General features: G+C 55.9%; 13 protein-coding genes. 8 read left to right on the top strand and 5 right to left on the bottom strand.

Going from position 1 to position 16012, the window contains the following annotated elements; all coding sequences use genetic code 11:
• Positions 1-289 precede the first annotated feature (289 nt).
• The 3 genes from OEW58_08710 to yidD all read left to right on the top strand — a co-directional run bounded on the left by OEW58_08710 (position 290) and on the right by yidD (position 1186).
• Positions 290-676: a BrnT family toxin gene (locus tag OEW58_08710; GenBank protein MDH5301426.1), complete on the top strand. Its 387-nt coding sequence runs from the start codon at positions 290-292 to the stop codon at positions 674-676.
• Between the two features lie 61 nt (positions 677-737).
• The gene (locus OEW58_08715) at positions 738-980 is read left to right on the top strand and encodes a DUF4177 domain-containing protein (GenBank protein ID MDH5301427.1); all 243 of its coding nucleotides are present in this window, start codon (positions 738-740) and stop codon (positions 978-980) included.
• Positions 981-982: 2 nt separating this feature from the next.
• Entirely contained in the window at positions 983-1186 is a 204-nt protein-coding gene (gene yidD / locus OEW58_08720) for a membrane protein insertion efficiency factor YidD (protein MDH5301428.1), read from the top strand.
• A gap of 22 nt (positions 1187-1208) precedes the next feature.
• Here the strand turns inward: yidD and OEW58_08725 are convergent, their stop codons facing one another.
• Both OEW58_08725 and OEW58_08730 read right to left on the bottom strand, forming a co-directional pair.
• The gene (locus tag OEW58_08725) at positions 1209-1955 is read right to left on the bottom strand and encodes an RES family NAD+ phosphorylase (protein MDH5301429.1); all 747 of its coding nucleotides are present in this window, start codon (positions 1953-1955) and stop codon (positions 1209-1211) included.
• Positions 1952-2329 (bottom strand): DUF2384 domain-containing protein, encoded by a 378-nt coding sequence (locus tag OEW58_08730; protein MDH5301430.1) that lies wholly within the window; start codon positions 2327-2329, stop codon positions 1952-1954. The genes OEW58_08725 and OEW58_08730 overlap by 4 nt, the downstream gene beginning before the upstream one ends.
• A gap of 149 nt (positions 2330-2478) precedes the next feature.
• Here OEW58_08730 and OEW58_08735 point away from each other — a divergent pair, with 149 nt between their 5' ends.
• The 4 genes from OEW58_08735 (at position 2479) to OEW58_08750 (ending at position 7694) form a co-directional block, all read left to right on the top strand.
• Positions 2479-4629 carry a GNAT family N-acetyltransferase gene (locus OEW58_08735; GenBank protein ID MDH5301431.1) on the top strand — a complete coding sequence of 717 codons (2151 nt, stop codon included), beginning with the start codon at positions 2479-2481 and terminating at the stop codon, positions 4627-4629.
• Between the two features lie 3 nt (positions 4630-4632).
• Positions 4633-6369, top strand: coding sequence for a VCBS repeat-containing protein (locus OEW58_08740; protein ID MDH5301432.1), 1737 nt, complete (start codon positions 4633-4635; stop codon positions 6367-6369).
• A gap of 65 nt (positions 6370-6434) precedes the next feature.
• A complete protein-coding gene (locus OEW58_08745; GenBank protein ID MDH5301433.1) occupies positions 6435-7163 on the top strand; it encodes a LuxR family transcriptional regulator in 729 nt (242 codons plus the stop codon).
• Between the two features lie 219 nt (positions 7164-7382).
• Positions 7383-7694, top strand: a complete 312-nt coding sequence (locus tag OEW58_08750; protein ID MDH5301434.1) for a hypothetical protein — start codon at positions 7383-7385, stop codon at positions 7692-7694.
• A 105-nt stretch (positions 7695-7799) separates the two neighbouring features.
• On the opposite strand, the gene hemE is transcribed toward OEW58_08750, so the two are convergent.
• The 3 genes from hemE to gltB all read right to left on the bottom strand — a co-directional run bounded on the left by hemE (position 7800) and on the right by gltB (position 14845).
• Positions 7800-8864 carry a uroporphyrinogen decarboxylase gene (hemE, locus tag OEW58_08755; GenBank protein MDH5301435.1) on the bottom strand — a complete coding sequence of 355 codons (1065 nt, stop codon included), beginning with the start codon at positions 8862-8864 and terminating at the stop codon, positions 7800-7802.
• 109 nt (positions 8865-8973) lie between these two features.
• The gene (locus OEW58_08760; GenBank protein MDH5301436.1) at positions 8974-10374 is read right to left on the bottom strand and encodes an FAD-dependent oxidoreductase; all 1401 of its coding nucleotides are present in this window, start codon (positions 10372-10374) and stop codon (positions 8974-8976) included.
• 16 nt (positions 10375-10390) lie between these two features.
• Complete coding sequence (gene gltB / locus OEW58_08765; GenBank protein MDH5301437.1) at positions 10391-14845, bottom strand: glutamate synthase large subunit; 4455 nt, start codon at positions 14843-14845, stop codon at positions 10391-10393.
• A gap of 177 nt (positions 14846-15022) precedes the next feature.
• Here gltB and OEW58_08770 point away from each other — a divergent pair, with 177 nt between their 5' ends.
• A complete protein-coding gene (locus OEW58_08770; protein ID MDH5301438.1) occupies positions 15023-16012 on the top strand; it encodes a serine/threonine protein kinase in 990 nt (329 codons plus the stop codon).

Genomic DNA, 16012 nt, shown 5'->3' on the forward strand with positions numbered 1-16012 from the left:
ACGAATGTAGACGGCATATTGGCCGTCTTTTATCGACATCAAAAAGTAGGTGTACTAGATTTGCGAAAATAAAAGTGTAACCCATGTCTCCGAACAGGGTGTTACCTATGTCCCCGGTCTGTACACCGCGTGTACCCTACAGTATCGAAAACAGGGACTGCTGGTAGTTTGCCGTTTGGAGTGGCATTTGTCGGGGGTGGCGTGCAATATTGTGCGCCTGGGTTGTTTCCTCGCAATTACCTGTATATCAGAGATTGCTTAATCTCTGATTGTCTCTGGAGCGATGCTAATGGACGTATTCGAAAAACTTGGAGTGCAGGAAACGGATTTTCGACTTGTGTTCGGTCGTAGCCAACTCGATTTTGATCCCAACAAAGAGCTCATCAACAGAAAGAAGCACGGATACTCTTTAGCGAGTGCGGTGGATCTTTTGGCGAGGTGCATGTTGCCTATTTCCTTACTTCCGTTTATTACGAGCGACCCGTTTAAACAGAACGGCGAAATAAGACATATGCATATGGGAGTTGATGATTCTGGAAATGTGGTTTTCATGGTGACGACCATGAGAGATGATGAAACGGTTAGAGTTATCTCTTTTCGAAGAGCTGACCAAGAAGAGCAGCGCATTTTTGGTTCATTAACTGGTTACAATAAGTCTTTGGCGCCGACGCGATAATATCGGGCAAAGTTGTCTGCAGCTCGCGTCGTTTATGAAACGTAGTTACAAGGAGAGTTTTGTGTTCGAGTATAAGATGGTTCAGATTCCGCCCAATATTACAGTGGAGATGAAAACGCATAGAGGGAATGAGGCCGCTGCGTATCTAGAATCAGTGGTTAATGAATACGCTTCCGATGGTTGGGAGTTTTATAGGGTAGATAGTGTTGGTGTCAGATTGCAGCCGGGTTGTTTTGCCGCCCTTGGGGGAAAGAAGGAGGAAAATAGCCTGTACTATGTGATTACTTTTCGGAAGGAAAAATAGCTTTGGTCTGGTTATCAGTGCGCTTGATTATCTTGTATCGATACATTGCTCCAGTGTCACTAAGGAGTTCATGTCTTTTCGAGCCGACATGTTCTCAGTACGCCATTTTGGCGCTGGAAAAGTACGGGTTCCTAAGGGGGTGGAGGATGGCGCTTAGTCGAATTGCAAGGTGTCAGCAGCCAAATGGGGGAATGGATTACCCTTAGATTTAACATATGAACGCCATTATCAAACCGCCCCCGGCAAACTGCCATTCACTGCGAATTGCTCCAGTGAAAAATTCACTACGCCGCCGACTGCTCGCTTAAACGCCACATGCTCACCGCTGGTTTCACATAGCCAGTGCGTGAGTTCACGAGGTTGTTGTTCCCCTAAGGCGGCAGGAACAAACAGCGCCACATTCAATCCTTCCTCACAGCGCGCAGAAAAAAATTCAAAGGCTTCAACACCGCTTTCGCGCATGGCGTTGCCTAGACTTTGCGTTACCGCGTAATCGCTGACGTGGCGCAATTGTTCGCGGTGATTATCGAACGGTGGATGCTGCAGTTGTATGCCTGACGCGGTTTGATAACTCACCTTGAACGAGCTGTGTTCTGTGCGCAGCAACTTGCTTGGCGGCGGTGTCTCCATGCTGTGATAAAACAGCAGTCGGTAATAAGCGGTTTCCGCCAGTGCGGTTGGCAATTCCAGCGAACCGTAAAACAGACTTGGTTCAAAGCGGCGGCCAAACCGCGAACCCCAGGGAAGTGGTGGGTAGCGAAATAGCGTTTTCAGCAGGTAGTGCAGATTTTCGCAGCCGCCCCTTTCTGGTGGCTTGTTGCCTTCCAGTAGTTCTTCGAGGATGGCTTGTTCTTGCAGTGAGTCGACCAGTTGATTGGTGGCAACTTGCTCCTGGCTTTCCACAAAGCGGAACAGCTCGCCGGCGATGGGGTGGATCTGTTCCGGGCCGCGGCAGCGATCCCAGATTTCACTCATATTTTGCCTCGAATGGCATCCAGGTATTCAACGACTTTGACCAGTCCCTGAATCTGTTGCATCTGCTCCAGCGGAATGCCACCGGTGTGGCGGTTGGCGGTGCGCAGGAAGTGGCGCATGTCGTCTTGTTGGCCGCCGAACAAGGTGTACAGCGAACGAAATACCCGAATCAGCATTAGTGCCAGCTCGCCGTTTTTGGAATGGGGGTCGAGACGGCCCTCTTTGCGAACGCGGCTGACGCTGGTGCGGTGCAGGCCGATGATCTCCGCGAGCTCCTGCTGGGTCAGTCCCAGTTGTTCCTGGGTATTGAAGAGAGCCTTGGCGGTCACTTCCTCGGGCGTGGCTTGGGGCTGGCTTTGGGCGATCATAATCATAGTATCGTTCATTTCCGACATTTGTTTAGTATAATGTAGCAAAGGAGCGGTTTTTTGGAAGTGCTTGCGCTAGCTGCCGTTTGTCGCACCGGGCACACTCATGCCTGTTGTGTGGTAAGCTGACGCTAACTTGTTGAATCATCAGCCGCATGTCCTTGCCTTCGATTTCCGATACCGTTTCCTTGATCATCACTGCGAAACAGCCGTGTGCGGTGAATGGTTTTCGCCTGCCTGTGGTGCTTGCGGGTGATGAGGCGTGGGCGAGCAATATTGCTGCGGAGCTGATCGAGTCGGCGGCCAAGCTGCTTTGGCTGGGTGAAGGTTCGCCCGAAGGTGTCGAACCCCAAACCTTTGCCACTGCTCGTACCTGGCTGGGCCGCGAGCTCGATGTGGTAGTCATCAACGCCTATTCCGGTTTGGACGTGGATGGCCTTGGGGCGGTTTCCGGAACGGTGCGCGCCGGCGGCATGTTGATTTTGCTGACGCCGCCGCTGGATGGCTGGCAAAACTTTGTTGATCCCGAGCACGCCAAGCTGGCGGTGGCGGGCTACGCCGCCGAATCCATATCCGGTCGTATGTTGGCTCGATTGGCGCGCATGATTCGTGAAGACGAGCAGTTGCTGCTGATTGAGCAAAACCAGCCGCTGCCTGCGCCGCCAAAACTTCCGCAAACTGATGTGTCGAGCAAATCTGTTGAACCGTACGCGACAATCGATCAGCAACAGGCGGTAGAAAAAATTCTGCAAACTTTGCCGCAGGAAAATCCCGTGCCGTTGGTGATGACGGCGGATCGCGGTCGCGGCAAGTCGGCGGCGTTGGGCTTGGCGGCAGGGCAGTTGTTACAGCAGCAGAATATTCGCATCGGTATTTCCGGGCCGCGTTTGGCGGCGGTGGAACAGGTGTTTGTTCATGCCGCGAAGCTGTGTGCCGACGCCAAAATTCAGCGCAACCGTATTCATTTGTCGCACAGTCGGCTGGATTATTTCGCGCCGGATGAATTGATTCGTGAACAGCCGCCATTGGACGTGTTGCTGGTGGACGAGGCGGCGACGATTCCGGCTCCAATGCTGGCGCAATTATTGGCGTTGTATCCTCGAATTATTTTTTCGTCGACTTTGCACGGTTATGAAGGCAGTGGGCGCGGCTTTGCGCTGCGTTTTCGGCAAACGCTGGATCAGCAAGCGCCCGGTTGGCAGGCCATAACGCTGAATCAGCCAGTGCGCTGGGCGCAGGGTGATCCGCTGGAGCAGTGGATTTTCCGCGCATTGCTGCTGGATGTGGATTTGCGGCCGGCATTGGCAAATTCGTCGCCCAAGGAGGCGTTGCAGATTCGCCTGGTTGAGCGTGATGATTTGCTGGCGGATGAGGTTTTGCTGCGCGAGGTGTTTGCGTTGCTGGTGTGGGCGCATTATCAAACCCGTCCCCAGGATTTGCGGAATTTGCTGGATGGGCCGGCGGTGCAAGTGGTGGTGGCCATGCGCGCGGGTCAGGTGGTGGCGACCATGCTGCTGACCGACGAAGGTGGTTTTGATCAGGCAATGGCTGGCGCGATTGTGCGCGGCGAGCGCCGTCCTCGTGGCCATTTGGTGCCGCAGTCCTTGGCGCTACACTCAGGATTTGAGCAGGCGGCCGAACTTCGCTATGCGCGGGTGATGCGCGTCGCGGTGCATCCGCAGGTGCAGCGGCAGGGGGTTGGCAAGGCGATGTTGACCTGGCTGGCGACGTATCGCCGCGACGTGGATGTGTTGTGCGCTAGTTTTGGCGCGACATCGGCGCTGCTGCGGTTCTGGATGGCGCAAGAGTATCGCCCGCTGCGACTGGGATTTAGTCGCGACCAGGCAAGCGGGTGTCATTCGGTAATCGTCGCCAGACCGGTCTCTGCCGCAGGGGAAAACTGTGTCGAAAAAATGCATCAGCGTCTGGCGCAATCGTTGCCGCTGCTGAGACGCGAAGCGCTGCGTGATCTGGAGCCTGAGCTGATTGATCAGTTACCGGCCGAGTTCCCGGCAAGCCTCATGGCGGCGCAGGACTGGCTGGATGTGCGGGCATTTGTGGCGGGACAGCGTGGTTTTGATAGCTGTTTGCTCGGATTGTGGCGCTGGTGGCAGCAATTATTACCACAGATTCAGAATAGATCTCAAAGCGACAGCAACCTATTGAATGCCAAGCTAATTGAGGCACTGCCCTGGGCTGATTTGGTCGAGAAATACGGGTTTGCCGGACGCCAGGCCGCTATAAAAGAGCTTGAGCGTGCGGTAGCTCGGTTGCTAGAGTCGTATAAACTTACGGATTATGGGTAAATTATGCTATTAGGTCAGCCGGTTATGAACAAGGTGGCGGCTTGTGTTGCTCTGCTGGCCTTGTTGGTATCGTCCGGGGCAGGAGCCCAACCTTGTATTAACGGTCTGGCATCCAAGGTTTTCGCGCCATCGTTTACGCTGGCATCGCACAGTGGATTGACGTTGGCGGCTGCAGTCAGTGAGTACGATGCAGGGGCTTTGTTGCTGGATCCGCAGGTGCTTGTGACCTGGAGCTATAATTCAGTCGGCGATAGCTCGGTACCTGTGGCCTGGAGTCTGGCCGGAACCCTGAGTTGGGCGTCATTGCCAGCGCTGAGTGCAACGCTGGGTGGCACAGCGACTGACATTGTTTTTTCGGACGTGAATGCCGATGGCCGAGCGGATTTGCTGCTCACTGTTGGGCCGTATCTTTTTTACTACCAGGGATTTAGTGGTGGTCGTCTGGGGCGGATGCAGAACGGCAATATAGAAGTGGCTGTTCCGCAGCAAGTGATTACGGTGGCGACGACGGCCACGCCCAGCAGTTTTGTCTCCCGTCCAGCGATAATCACCCTGGCCGGTGGGCAGAAGGGCTTACTGGTGGCGCACAGTCAGGGGTTGACGCAGTGGACGTTCAGTGCTGGCGTGTTTTCCAGTCCGGCAGCGCTGATTACGGGTACGGCAGTAGAGGCGTTGGCCGTGCTGGACCTGAATGGTGACGGCAAGGAAGATGTCGCGCTGGTCAGTGGCGGTCAGCTGCAAACGCGTCTGAGCGATGTCAGTGGCGGATTTACGGTGGCGGCCAGTGACACGCTGCTTGCTAATGCCGATTCACGTCAGGTGGCATTACAGACGGCGGACCTGGACGGTGATGGCCGCGTCGATTTGTTGCTGAACAGCAGCATCAGCCAGCGCTGGCTGGTGACGGCTAGCGGCCTGGGGGCAACGGATAATTTTACCTCGCCACACGGCGTGCTGTTGGCGGACGTGGATTTTGATGGCGATCTGGATTTGTTACCCAAGCAGGGTTTGGCCAGTTGTGGTTCGGTGGCGGACGTATTGGACGGATGGCGCAATGATGGTCATGGCGGTTTTGTGCAAACGCCTGGCAATTATGCCGACGAAAGCATGTGGCGCTTGGCTGAACTAAATGGCGTACCGCCGCTGGAGGTGTTGAGTCAGAACGTAGCGGTGGGAACGTACACCAACACGCGCGACGTCGATACTTCGGTGACCCTGGGTGGTGTTACTTCAAAAAATAGCGGCGCACAGCTGCTCTACCAATTGCGATTGGGTCAGCAAGGGGCCAGTTTGGCGGGTGAAAGTTTGCAATTGACGCTGCGTTATCCGCAGGCTGCCTGGATAGAGCCGGATTCAGTGCAGCATGAAAATTATCCACTGCTGAGCTGTCCATTGGTGACGCCGCCGGATTTGGCGGCCGGGATGCTGGCGCGGGAGTGCGCGGTGAACCCGTTAACGATCAATCAGCACGTGTCGCAAATTTTGCTCGACCGAGCGGCGATGGAGCAGCAGGTTGTGGATGTGCGGCTGAGTTTGCCGCAACAGGTGCTGGATATCGACGCCGCCAACAATCGATTATTGCTGCGTCTAGGGGCGGATCAGACACCTCCCGTCAAAAAGCCAACGACCTTGCTTGGCAGTGAAGGGCCGTCTCTGATATTGTTAATGCTTGTGTTATATTGTCTACGCTATACCAATGATTTAAAAGAAATTGTGAAGCGAAAACTGTTGGATTGCTGAAAGCCGCAAGTCAAAAGCGCTAACGAGTTCACCTCATGGGTGAGTAGGGTAGTTTCAGGAGCGTCATGCCAGTTCAGTCCTTGGTTGAATCCTTGGCGAGGAGCCGTAGTTTGCGTGATGTTCACGATGCGTGTACTCGCGCCTGTGAGAGTTGGGGCTTCAGTCATTTTCACTACAGTGGCTATGTCCGTGGCGTGCTAAACAAATCCCGTTTTGTATTCGTGAGTGATTATCCCCAGGACTGGTGGGATCACTACAACGATAACGACTTCTATTTTTCCGACCCGCTGGTTCATTACTCCGCCTGCCATGTGACGCCGGTGTTATGGGAGCAATTTTTTAAGTGGGACGAGACACGCTTTGGCGGTAAGCGTGAGGTGCTGATTGCGGCAAAGGAGTTTGGGCTGCAGCACGGCGTAACCGCGCCGGTACATTCACCGCATGGGAATCGAGGGTCGCTGAGCATGATTGCCAGCGATGCAGGGCCGCTGAGTCTGGGCGACGAGCGAGTGGCCAAAATTCAGCTGCTGGCGGCCTGTGTTCACGAAGCGGTGGGGCGGCTAACCCAGCGTGAAGAAAACGATAACTTGCTCGAAAGCATCAGTGGTCGTGAACAGGAGTGTTTGCTATGGGCGGCTGAGGGCAAAACCACCTGGGAAACCGCGCAAATTTTAAATATCTCGGAACGTACCGTACTTTTTCATATGCAAAACGCGATGAAAAAATTGGGTGCAGCCAATAAGTCTCATGCTGTGGCCAGAGCGATCTGTTATGGCATTATTTCTCCTTCCTAACTGTCCGATTTCGCTTACGAATTGAACGGATAGAAAATATTCTCACTAAAATTGTGCAAACCTGTCAGTTCTTACAGGTGTGCGCACCAACAAATTGCGGTCTACTGTACTTGTCGCCGCAGCGACGGGAATTTAGCGCTGCGCCATCGTTTTAATAGTCCAATTGCGTGCTTATTCGCATGATTGCGAGCCGGACCGCACAGAAACGAGAGTCAGGGCATGACCATTTTATTCGTTGGAGCAGGCGAGGCGCAGTCAAAATTCCGTCAAGCGATGGAACGGGGTCAGGTGAACTCCGTGAGTGAACTGGCTCCCAATGAGTTTCGTACCCTCAGTCAGCAATATGATTGGCTGGTGATGGAAGTGAAGAGTTTAGGGGTCGGCAGGGACGCTGCCCCTTCTAATTTGTCCGAGTTGCCGATGATGGCATGCTGTGACACCAAAGTTCGGCGGAACAGCACGATTGCCGGTTTGCAGTTTGAGTACGAGCGCGCGGAAATTATCAGTTATCACCAGCCGCGCCAAAAGTAGCGAATCGCTGGTCCAGGGACGGATCAGTTTTTTAGTGCCAGATGATGGATGACGTAGAAATTCAGCGATAAACAAAAAGCCCCGCATTGCGGGGCTTTTGTATTTTTACTTGTGGTACTGGCGGCTGAGTTCGTGAACCGCGTTGACGAACGCGCCAGCGTGCTCAGGCTCTACATGCTGATGGATGCCGTGGCCCAAGTTGAACACGTGACCTGTGCCGTTGCCAAAGCCTGCCAGGATGGTGGCCACTTCCTCACGGATGCGCTCAGGTGAGGCATACAGGGTGGATGGGTCCATGTTGCCCTGCAGCGCAACCTTGTCGCCGACGCGACGGCGGGCGTCGCCGATGTCGGTGGTCCAGTCCAGACCCAGTGCGTCACAGCCGGTTTCAGCCATGGCTTCCAGCCACTGTCCGCCACCTTTGGTGAACAGAATCACTGGCACTTTGCGACCATCTTTCTGGCGAATCAGACCATCCACGATCTGCTGCATGTAGCGCAGCGAAAACTCGCGGTAGTCACGTGGCGTCAGCACGCCACCCCAGGTATCAAAAATCTGTACAGCCTGAGCACCGGCTTCGATCTGGGCGTTCAGGTAGCTGGTGACCGACTGGGCAGTGGTATCCAGCAGTTTGTGCATCAGGTCGGGGCGATCGAACATCATGCCTTTGACCTTGGCGTAGTCTTTGGTGCCACCGCCTTCAACCATGTACACGCCCAGGGTCCAGGGGCTGCCGGAGAAACCGATCAGGGGCACGCGACCGTTCAGCTCGCGACGAATGGTGCGAACCGCGTCCATGACGTACTTCAGTTCGCCTTCGGGATCGGGCACGAACAGCTTTTTTACATCGGCTTCGGTGCGAACGGGCTTGTCAAACGCAGGGCCTTCGCCGGCCTCAAAGCGCAGACCCAGACCCATGGCATCAGGAATGGTCAGGATGTCGGAGAACAGGATGGCTGCGTCCAGCGGATAACGATCCAATGGCTGGATGGTCACTTCGCAGGCCAGCTCGGGGTTTTTGCACAGGTCCATGAAGCTGCCTGCTTTGGTGCGCGTGGTGCGGTATTCGGGCAGGTAGCGACCGGCCTGACGCATCATCCACACTGGCGTGTAGTCGACAGGCTCTTTACACAGGGCGCGTAGGAAACGATCGTTCTTTAATTCAGTCATGCTGTTCTCTTTATTATTTGAGTTGGCCTAGCCAACGTACCTCCCAAGTGTCGCTTGCGCGACGCGGGAAGAGTACGGCGCATTGCGCCATACTCACCCGGATACTTCTCTAGACTTTCAGGTAGTCCAGAATGCCTTCGGCGGCATTACGACCTTCGAACACGGCGGTCACCACCAGGTCCGAGCCACGCACCATGTCGCCACCGGCAAAGACTTTTTCATTGGTGGTTTGGAACTTGTAGCGGGCTTTTTCCGGTGCCTTGACGCGGCCCCAGTCGTCAACGCGAATGCCGAATTCGGCAAACCACGGTGCCGGGCTGGGCTGGAAACCGAAGGCGATGATCACTGCGTCAGCAGCGATGACTTCCTCGGAACCGGCGACCACTTCCGCACGGCGACGGCCTTTTTCGTCAGCGGCGCCCATTTGGGTGGTGACTACCTTGATGCCTTCGACTTTGCCGTTGCCGACGATTTCCACCGGCTGGCGATTGAACAGGAAGCGCACGCCTTCTTCTTTGGCATTGGCCACTTCGCGTTTGGAGCCGGGCATGTTGTCTTCGTCACGGCGGTAGGCGCAGATGACTTGCGCGGCGTTCTGACGAATGGCAGTGCGGTTACAGTCCATCGCGGTGTCACCACCGCCCAGAACCACGACCTTTTTGCCGGTCATGTCGATGCAGTCGCTGGCGTAACCCATTTCCTTGTTGGTGTTGGAAATCAGGTAGGGCAGCGCCTCGTACACGCCGTCCATGTCTTCACCGGGGAAGCCACCTTTCATGTAGTTGTAGGTGCCCATGCCCAGGAATACCGCGTCGTATTCGTCGATCAGTGTCTGGAAGCCGATATCTTTGCCGATTTCGGTGTTGAGGCGGAATTCCACGCCCATTTCTTCCATCACCTGACGACGCTTCTGCACCACTTCTTTTTCCAGCTTGAAGCCGGGTATGCCGAACGTCAGCAGGCCGCCGATTTCAGGATGCTTGTCGAACACGATGGGCTTAACGCCATTGCGCACCAGAATATCAGCACAACCCAAGCCCGCAGGACCGGCGCCAACGATGGCGACTTTCTTGCCGGTGGCTTGAACCTTGGACATGTCAGGACGCCAGCCTTGGGCGAACGCAGTGTCGGTGATGTATTTTTCCACCGAGCCGATGGTTACGCCGCCAAAGCCGCCTTCGTTCAGGGTACAGGCGCCTTCGCACAGACGATCCTGTGGACAGACGCGACCGCAGATTTCCGGCAGCGAATTGGTTTTGTGCGACAGTTCTGCCGCCTGCAGTACGTGACCTTCGGCGACCAGTTTCAACCAGTCAGGAATGTAGTTGTGAACCGGACATTTCCATTCGCAGTACGGGTTGCCGCAGGCCAGACAGCGGTCTGCCTGAGCAGCGGCGTCGTCTTTGCTGAAGCTGCCGTAGATCTCGTTAAAGTTGGTTTTGCGCTCTTCCGCACCGACCTTTTTGGGGTCCAGGCGTTGTAGCTGCATAAATTGAAAATGATTACCCATCTGCTGTAATCCGTGTTTAGGCTGCACTACGCAGCATGTCAATCAAAGAACCCAGCTCGCTTGCCTTGGGTTTCACCAGCCAGAACTTGCCGATATGGTCTTCGAAATTGCTCAACAATTCCTGACCCCAGGCGCTGCCGGTCTCCTCCACATGCATTTGAATCAGGTCACGCAAATAGTTGCGATGCGCCTCGGTATGCTCGGTGGAGATACGGTGAATGTCGATCAGCTCGTGGTTGTACTTGTCGACGAAGGTGTTGTCCTTGTCGTAGACGTAGGCAAAACCACCGGTCATGCCCGCGCCGAAGTTGACGCCGGTTTCGCCCAGCACCACGACAACACCGCCGGTCATGTATTCGCAGCCGTGGTCACCCACGCCTTCGACCACGGTGGTGGCGCCGGAGTTGCGCACGCCAAAGCGCTCGCCCGCCTGGCCGGCAGCGAACAGTTGACCGCCGGTGGCACCGTACAGACAGGTGTTACCGATGATGGTCGAGTCTTTGGCGACAAAACCGCTGTTTCTGGGCGGACGAATACTGATGCGACCGCCGGTCATGCCTTTGCCGACGTAGTCGTTGGCATCACCTTCCAGCTGGATGTGCAGACCGCCGGCGTTCCATACGCCCAGTGACTGGCCGGATGTGCCGGTCAGTTTCAGGGTGACAGGTGCGTCTTTCATGCCCTGGTTGCCGTGACGCTTGGCGATTTCACCGGACAGGCGCGCGCCGATGGAACGATCGGTGTTGCGTACAGTGTAGGCGAATTCGCCGCCGGATTTGGCTTCGATGGCGGCCAACATGTCAGCCACCATGCGTTCAGCCAGTTCGCCCTTGTCGAAAGGTTCGTTCTTTGGCTCGACACAGAACTGCGGTTTGTTGCCCACGCCGCCATCAGACAGCAGGGGCTGCAGTCGCAGGCGGGATTGTTTTTCTGTCTGACCTTCGATGATTTCCAGCAGATCGGTGCGACCGATCAGGTCTTCCATCTTGGACACGCCCAGCTTGGCCATCCACTCGCGGGTTTCGCGGGCGATGAACTTGAAGTAGTTCATGACCATTTCTGGCAGACCAATGTAGTGGTTTTGACGCAGTACCTGGTTCTGGGTGGCTATGCCGGTGGCACAGTTGTTCAGGTGACAGATACGCAGATACTTACAGCCCAGGGCCACCATCGGACCGGTGCCAAAGCCAAAGCTTTCAGCGCCGAGGATGGCTGCCTTGATCACGTCCAGACCGGTTTTCAGGCCGCCGTCAGCCTGTACGCGAACCTTGTCGCGCAGGTTGTTGGCGCGCAGCGTCTGGTGCGTTTCCGCCAGACCCAGTTCCCAAGGTGCGCCAGCGTATTTCACCGAGGTGATCGGCGACGCGCCGGTACCACCGTCGTAACCGGAGATGGTGATCAGGTCGGCATAGGCCTTGGCCACGCCGGCGGCGATGGTGCCCACGCCGGCTTCAGCCACCAGCTTGACCGAGACCAGCGCCTGCGGATTGATTTGTTTAATGTCAAAAATCAGCTGCGCCAAATCCTCGATGGAGTAAATGTCGTGGTGTGGCGGAGGCGAAATCAATGACACGCCAGGACGCGCATAGCGCAGTGACGCGATCAGTTTGTCGACCTTGGGGCCGGGCAGCTGGCCGCCCTCGCCGGGTTTGGCACCCTGCGCGACCTTGATCTGGATGACCTCAGCGTTCACCAGATAGTGTGGCGTAACGCCAAAGCGGCCAGAGGCAACCTGCTTGATCTTGGACATTTTTTCCGTGCCGTAGCGCTCAACCGCTTCGCCACCTTCACCGGAGTTGGAGCGTGCGCCCAGACGGTTCATAGCGATGGCCAGTGCCTCGTGCGCTTCGGGCGACAACGCGCCCAGCGACATGCCGGCGCTGTCAAAACGCTTGTACAGACTTTCCACCGGCTCAACGTCGTCGACGGAAATCGGCGTGACATCTTTGAGTTTGAACAAGTCGCGCAGTGACGATACCGGACGGGTGTTAACGATGTCGGCGTATTTCAGATAATCGTTGTAGTCACCGGATTTCACCGCGACTTGCAGCGTGCGCACCACGTCAGGGTTGTAGGCGTGGTACTCGCCACCATGAACGTATTTGAGCAAGCCGCCTTGTTCGATGCCTTTGCGTGGAATCCAGGCCACTTCGGCCAGGGCTTCCTGATCGCTTTCCAGGTCGTCGAAATTGGCACCGGCGATACGTGATGTGGTGCCGACAAAGCACAGGTCGATGATGGCTTGATCCAGACCGACGGCTTCAAACAATTGCGCGCCACGGTAGGAAGCCACTGCCGAAATACCCATCTTGGACAGGATTTTGTACAGACCTTTGTTGATGCCCTTGCGGTAACGGGAGGCCAGACGTGGTACCACGCCGTCCTGCAGTTCGCCGCTGCGAGTCATGTCGTCCAGGATCTGATACGCGAGGTATGGATACACCGCAGTCGCGCCGTAGCCGATCAGCACCGCAAACTGGTGCGGGTCGCGGGCAGTGGCGGTTTCAACCACGATGTTGGCATCGCAGCGCAGACCTTCTTTGATCAGGCGGTGGTGAACTGCGCCGGTGGCCAGCAGGGCGTGAACCGGCAGCTTGCCTTTTTCGATGTTGCGATCGGACAGCACCAGGATGACCTTGCCAGCGCGAACGGCAGCGACGGCTTTTTCACAAATGGCGTCGATGGCGGCTTTCAGGCCACGGGTGCCGTAGTTCAGGTCGATCATCTCATGGGCGTAATCCGGATCGGTCAGTTCCAGCAACTGGGCAAATTTGCCCTGTGACAGCACGGGCGAATCGATCAGCAAACGCTTGGCGTGATCGGCGCTTTCCTCGAACAGGTTTTTCTCGCGACCGAAACAGGTTTCCAGCGACATGACGATGCTTTCACGCAGCGGGTCGATGGGCGGATTGGTGACCTGGGCGAATTGCTGGCGGAAATAGTCGTACAGCGAACGCACCCGAGAAGACAGCACAGCCATCGGCGTGTCATCGCCCATGGAGCCAACCGCTTCAGCCGCACCTTCGGCCAGCGGACGCAGGATCTGGTCGCGCTCCTCGAAGGAAACGCCGAACAGTTTCTGCGATACCTGGAAACTTTCGTCATCCAGCGTGGGCTTGAGGTTGCCTTCGTACAGTTTTGCTTCCAGACGAATGGCGTTGTCCTTGAGCCACTGTTTGTACGGCGCACGGCTGGCCAGACGCTGATTGACCTCTTCAGGCGTGATCATGTGGCCATTGGTGGTGTCGATGGCCAGCATCTGGCCAGGTTTCAGACGACCTTTGGCAACCACGTCTTCGGGGGCGTAGTTGTACACGCCGATTTCCGAGGCCAGGGTAATGTGGCGATCTTTGGTGATCACCCAGCGCGCGGGACGCAGACCGTTACGGTCCAGGGCGCAGGCGGCGTAGCGGCCATCGGTCATAACCATGCCGGCGGGGCCGTCCCACGGCTCCATGTGCATGGACGAATATTCGTAGAACGCACGCAGGTCGGGATCCATGGTTTCGATGTTCTGCCATGCTGGTGGAACCAGCAGACGCATGGCGTGGAAAATGTCGATACCGCCCATCATCAGCGCTTCGAGCATATTGTCCAGGCTGTTGGAGTCAGAGCCGGTCATGCTCACCAGCGGACGCACGTCTTCCATCGGCAGCAGCGGGGTGTCGAACTTGTGACCGCGCGCCAGCGACCAGTTACGGTTGCCCTGGATGGTGTTGATCTCGCCGTTATGCGCCAGATTGCGGAATGGCTGGGCCAGACGCCATTGCGGCCAGGTGTTGGTGGAAAAGCGCTGGTGGAATACCGCGATGGCAGTGCCCATGCGCACGTCGTTCAGATCCTTGTAGAACACCGGCAGGTATTCGGGCATGACCAGACCCTTGTACGAGAACAGCTTGCTGGAGAAGCTGGGCAGGTAAAAGTCTTTGTCATTGCCGTTGGCCAGAATGGCTTTCTCGGCGCGACGGCGGGCCACGTACAGGTGGCGCTCAAACGCGTCGGCATCCATGCCCGCAGGGGCATTGATGAACACTTGTTCGATATGTGGCAGCGACAACTTGGCTTCATCGCCCAGTGCGGATTCGTCGGTAGGAACCACGCGCCAGCCCAGAACGCTCAAGCCTTCTTTGGTCAGCTCGGATTCAATCTGTTGGCGAGCGACTTGGGCCAGGGTTTTGTCCTGGCTGAAAAACGCCATACCCACGGCGTAGTTGTCCGCCAGGAGGTAGCCCAGTTCCTTGGCGATGGCCTGGAAAAAGCCATCGGGTTTTTTAATCAGCAGGCCGCAACCGTCGCCGGTTTTGCCGTCAGCGGCAACCGCGCCGCGGTGAGTCATGCGCGCCAGGGCTTCGATAGATGTCTTGATAACCCAGTGGCTGGCATGGCCATCCATGTGGGCAATCATACCGAAGCCGCAATTATCTCTTTCAAATTCAGGGCGATACAGGCTCTGAGCTATTGTTTCATTCATGTTCACAGGCATTACCACTTAAGAACAGGGATACCGGTCTCACCAACGGTGAGCCGGAGCATAGGCAAAATGGTCGGAAATTATACTGTCCAAGTTGTTGACGTGCAAACGCCAAGAAAATCGGTCAAAATGTCGCCGCTTATATTTAAGGTGTAATTATTGACCAGGACGAGGGTGATGTCACAAAACATGCAACCGTACGAAGGGCTAGGGCCGGATCAGGTGCTCGATTGTATCGAGGCGACTGGACGTTATTGCACGGGCGGTTTCCTGGCGCTGAACAGTTATGAGAATCGGGTGTATCAGGTGGCACTGGAAGATCGCGAGTATGTGGTCGCCAAATTTTATCGTCCCGGTCGCTGGACCAATGCGGCGATTTTGGAAGAGCACGCGTTCGCGCTGGAGCTGGCCGACGCCGAGGTGCCAGTGGTTGCGCCGTTGGTGGATGCCGATGGCAAAACATTGCACGAGATAAACGGTTATCGCTTTGCGTTGTTTCCGCGTCGCGGTGGTCGCTCACCGGAATTGGACAACGATGAAAATCTTCGCTGGCTGGGACGGTTTCTCGGACGGATGCACATGGTGGGGGCGCAAGATCGTTTTAAACATCGCGAAAAACTCGGCGTGTCCAGAGCGCAGCAAGCGACGACATTTGTGCAGGAAAGTGATTTTTTACCGTCCTATCTGCGCGACAGTTATCGTGCGGTGGCAAATGATTTGTTGGCACACATCGAGCGCTGTTTTGATTCGGTGTTTGATTTGCGCATGATTCGCCTGCATGGCGATTGTCATCCGGGAAATATTTTGTGGACCGATGCCGGGCCGCATTTTGTCGATCTGGATGATGCGGTGATGGGGCCGGCGATTCAGGATTTGTGGATGTTGTTGTCCGGTTATCGCGATGAGCAATCGCGACAAATGCAATTGATTATCGAAGGCTATCAACAGTTTCGAGAATTTGATCCGCAGGAACTGTTGTTGATAGAAGCGCTGCGCAGTATTCGCATGATTCACTACGCTGCCTGGTTGGCGCGGCGCTGGGATGATCCGGCATTTCCGCAGGCATTTCCCTGGTTTGCCAGTCCGCGTTTTTGGGAAGAGCATGTACAGGAGCTTAAAGAGCAGCTTGCCCTGATTGCCGAACCGGCCATTTCTATCGCGTATTAA

Source organism: Gammaproteobacteria bacterium (assembly GCA_029884425.1).
Lineage (GTDB): Bacteria > Pseudomonadota > Gammaproteobacteria > S012-40 > S012-40 > JAOUHV01.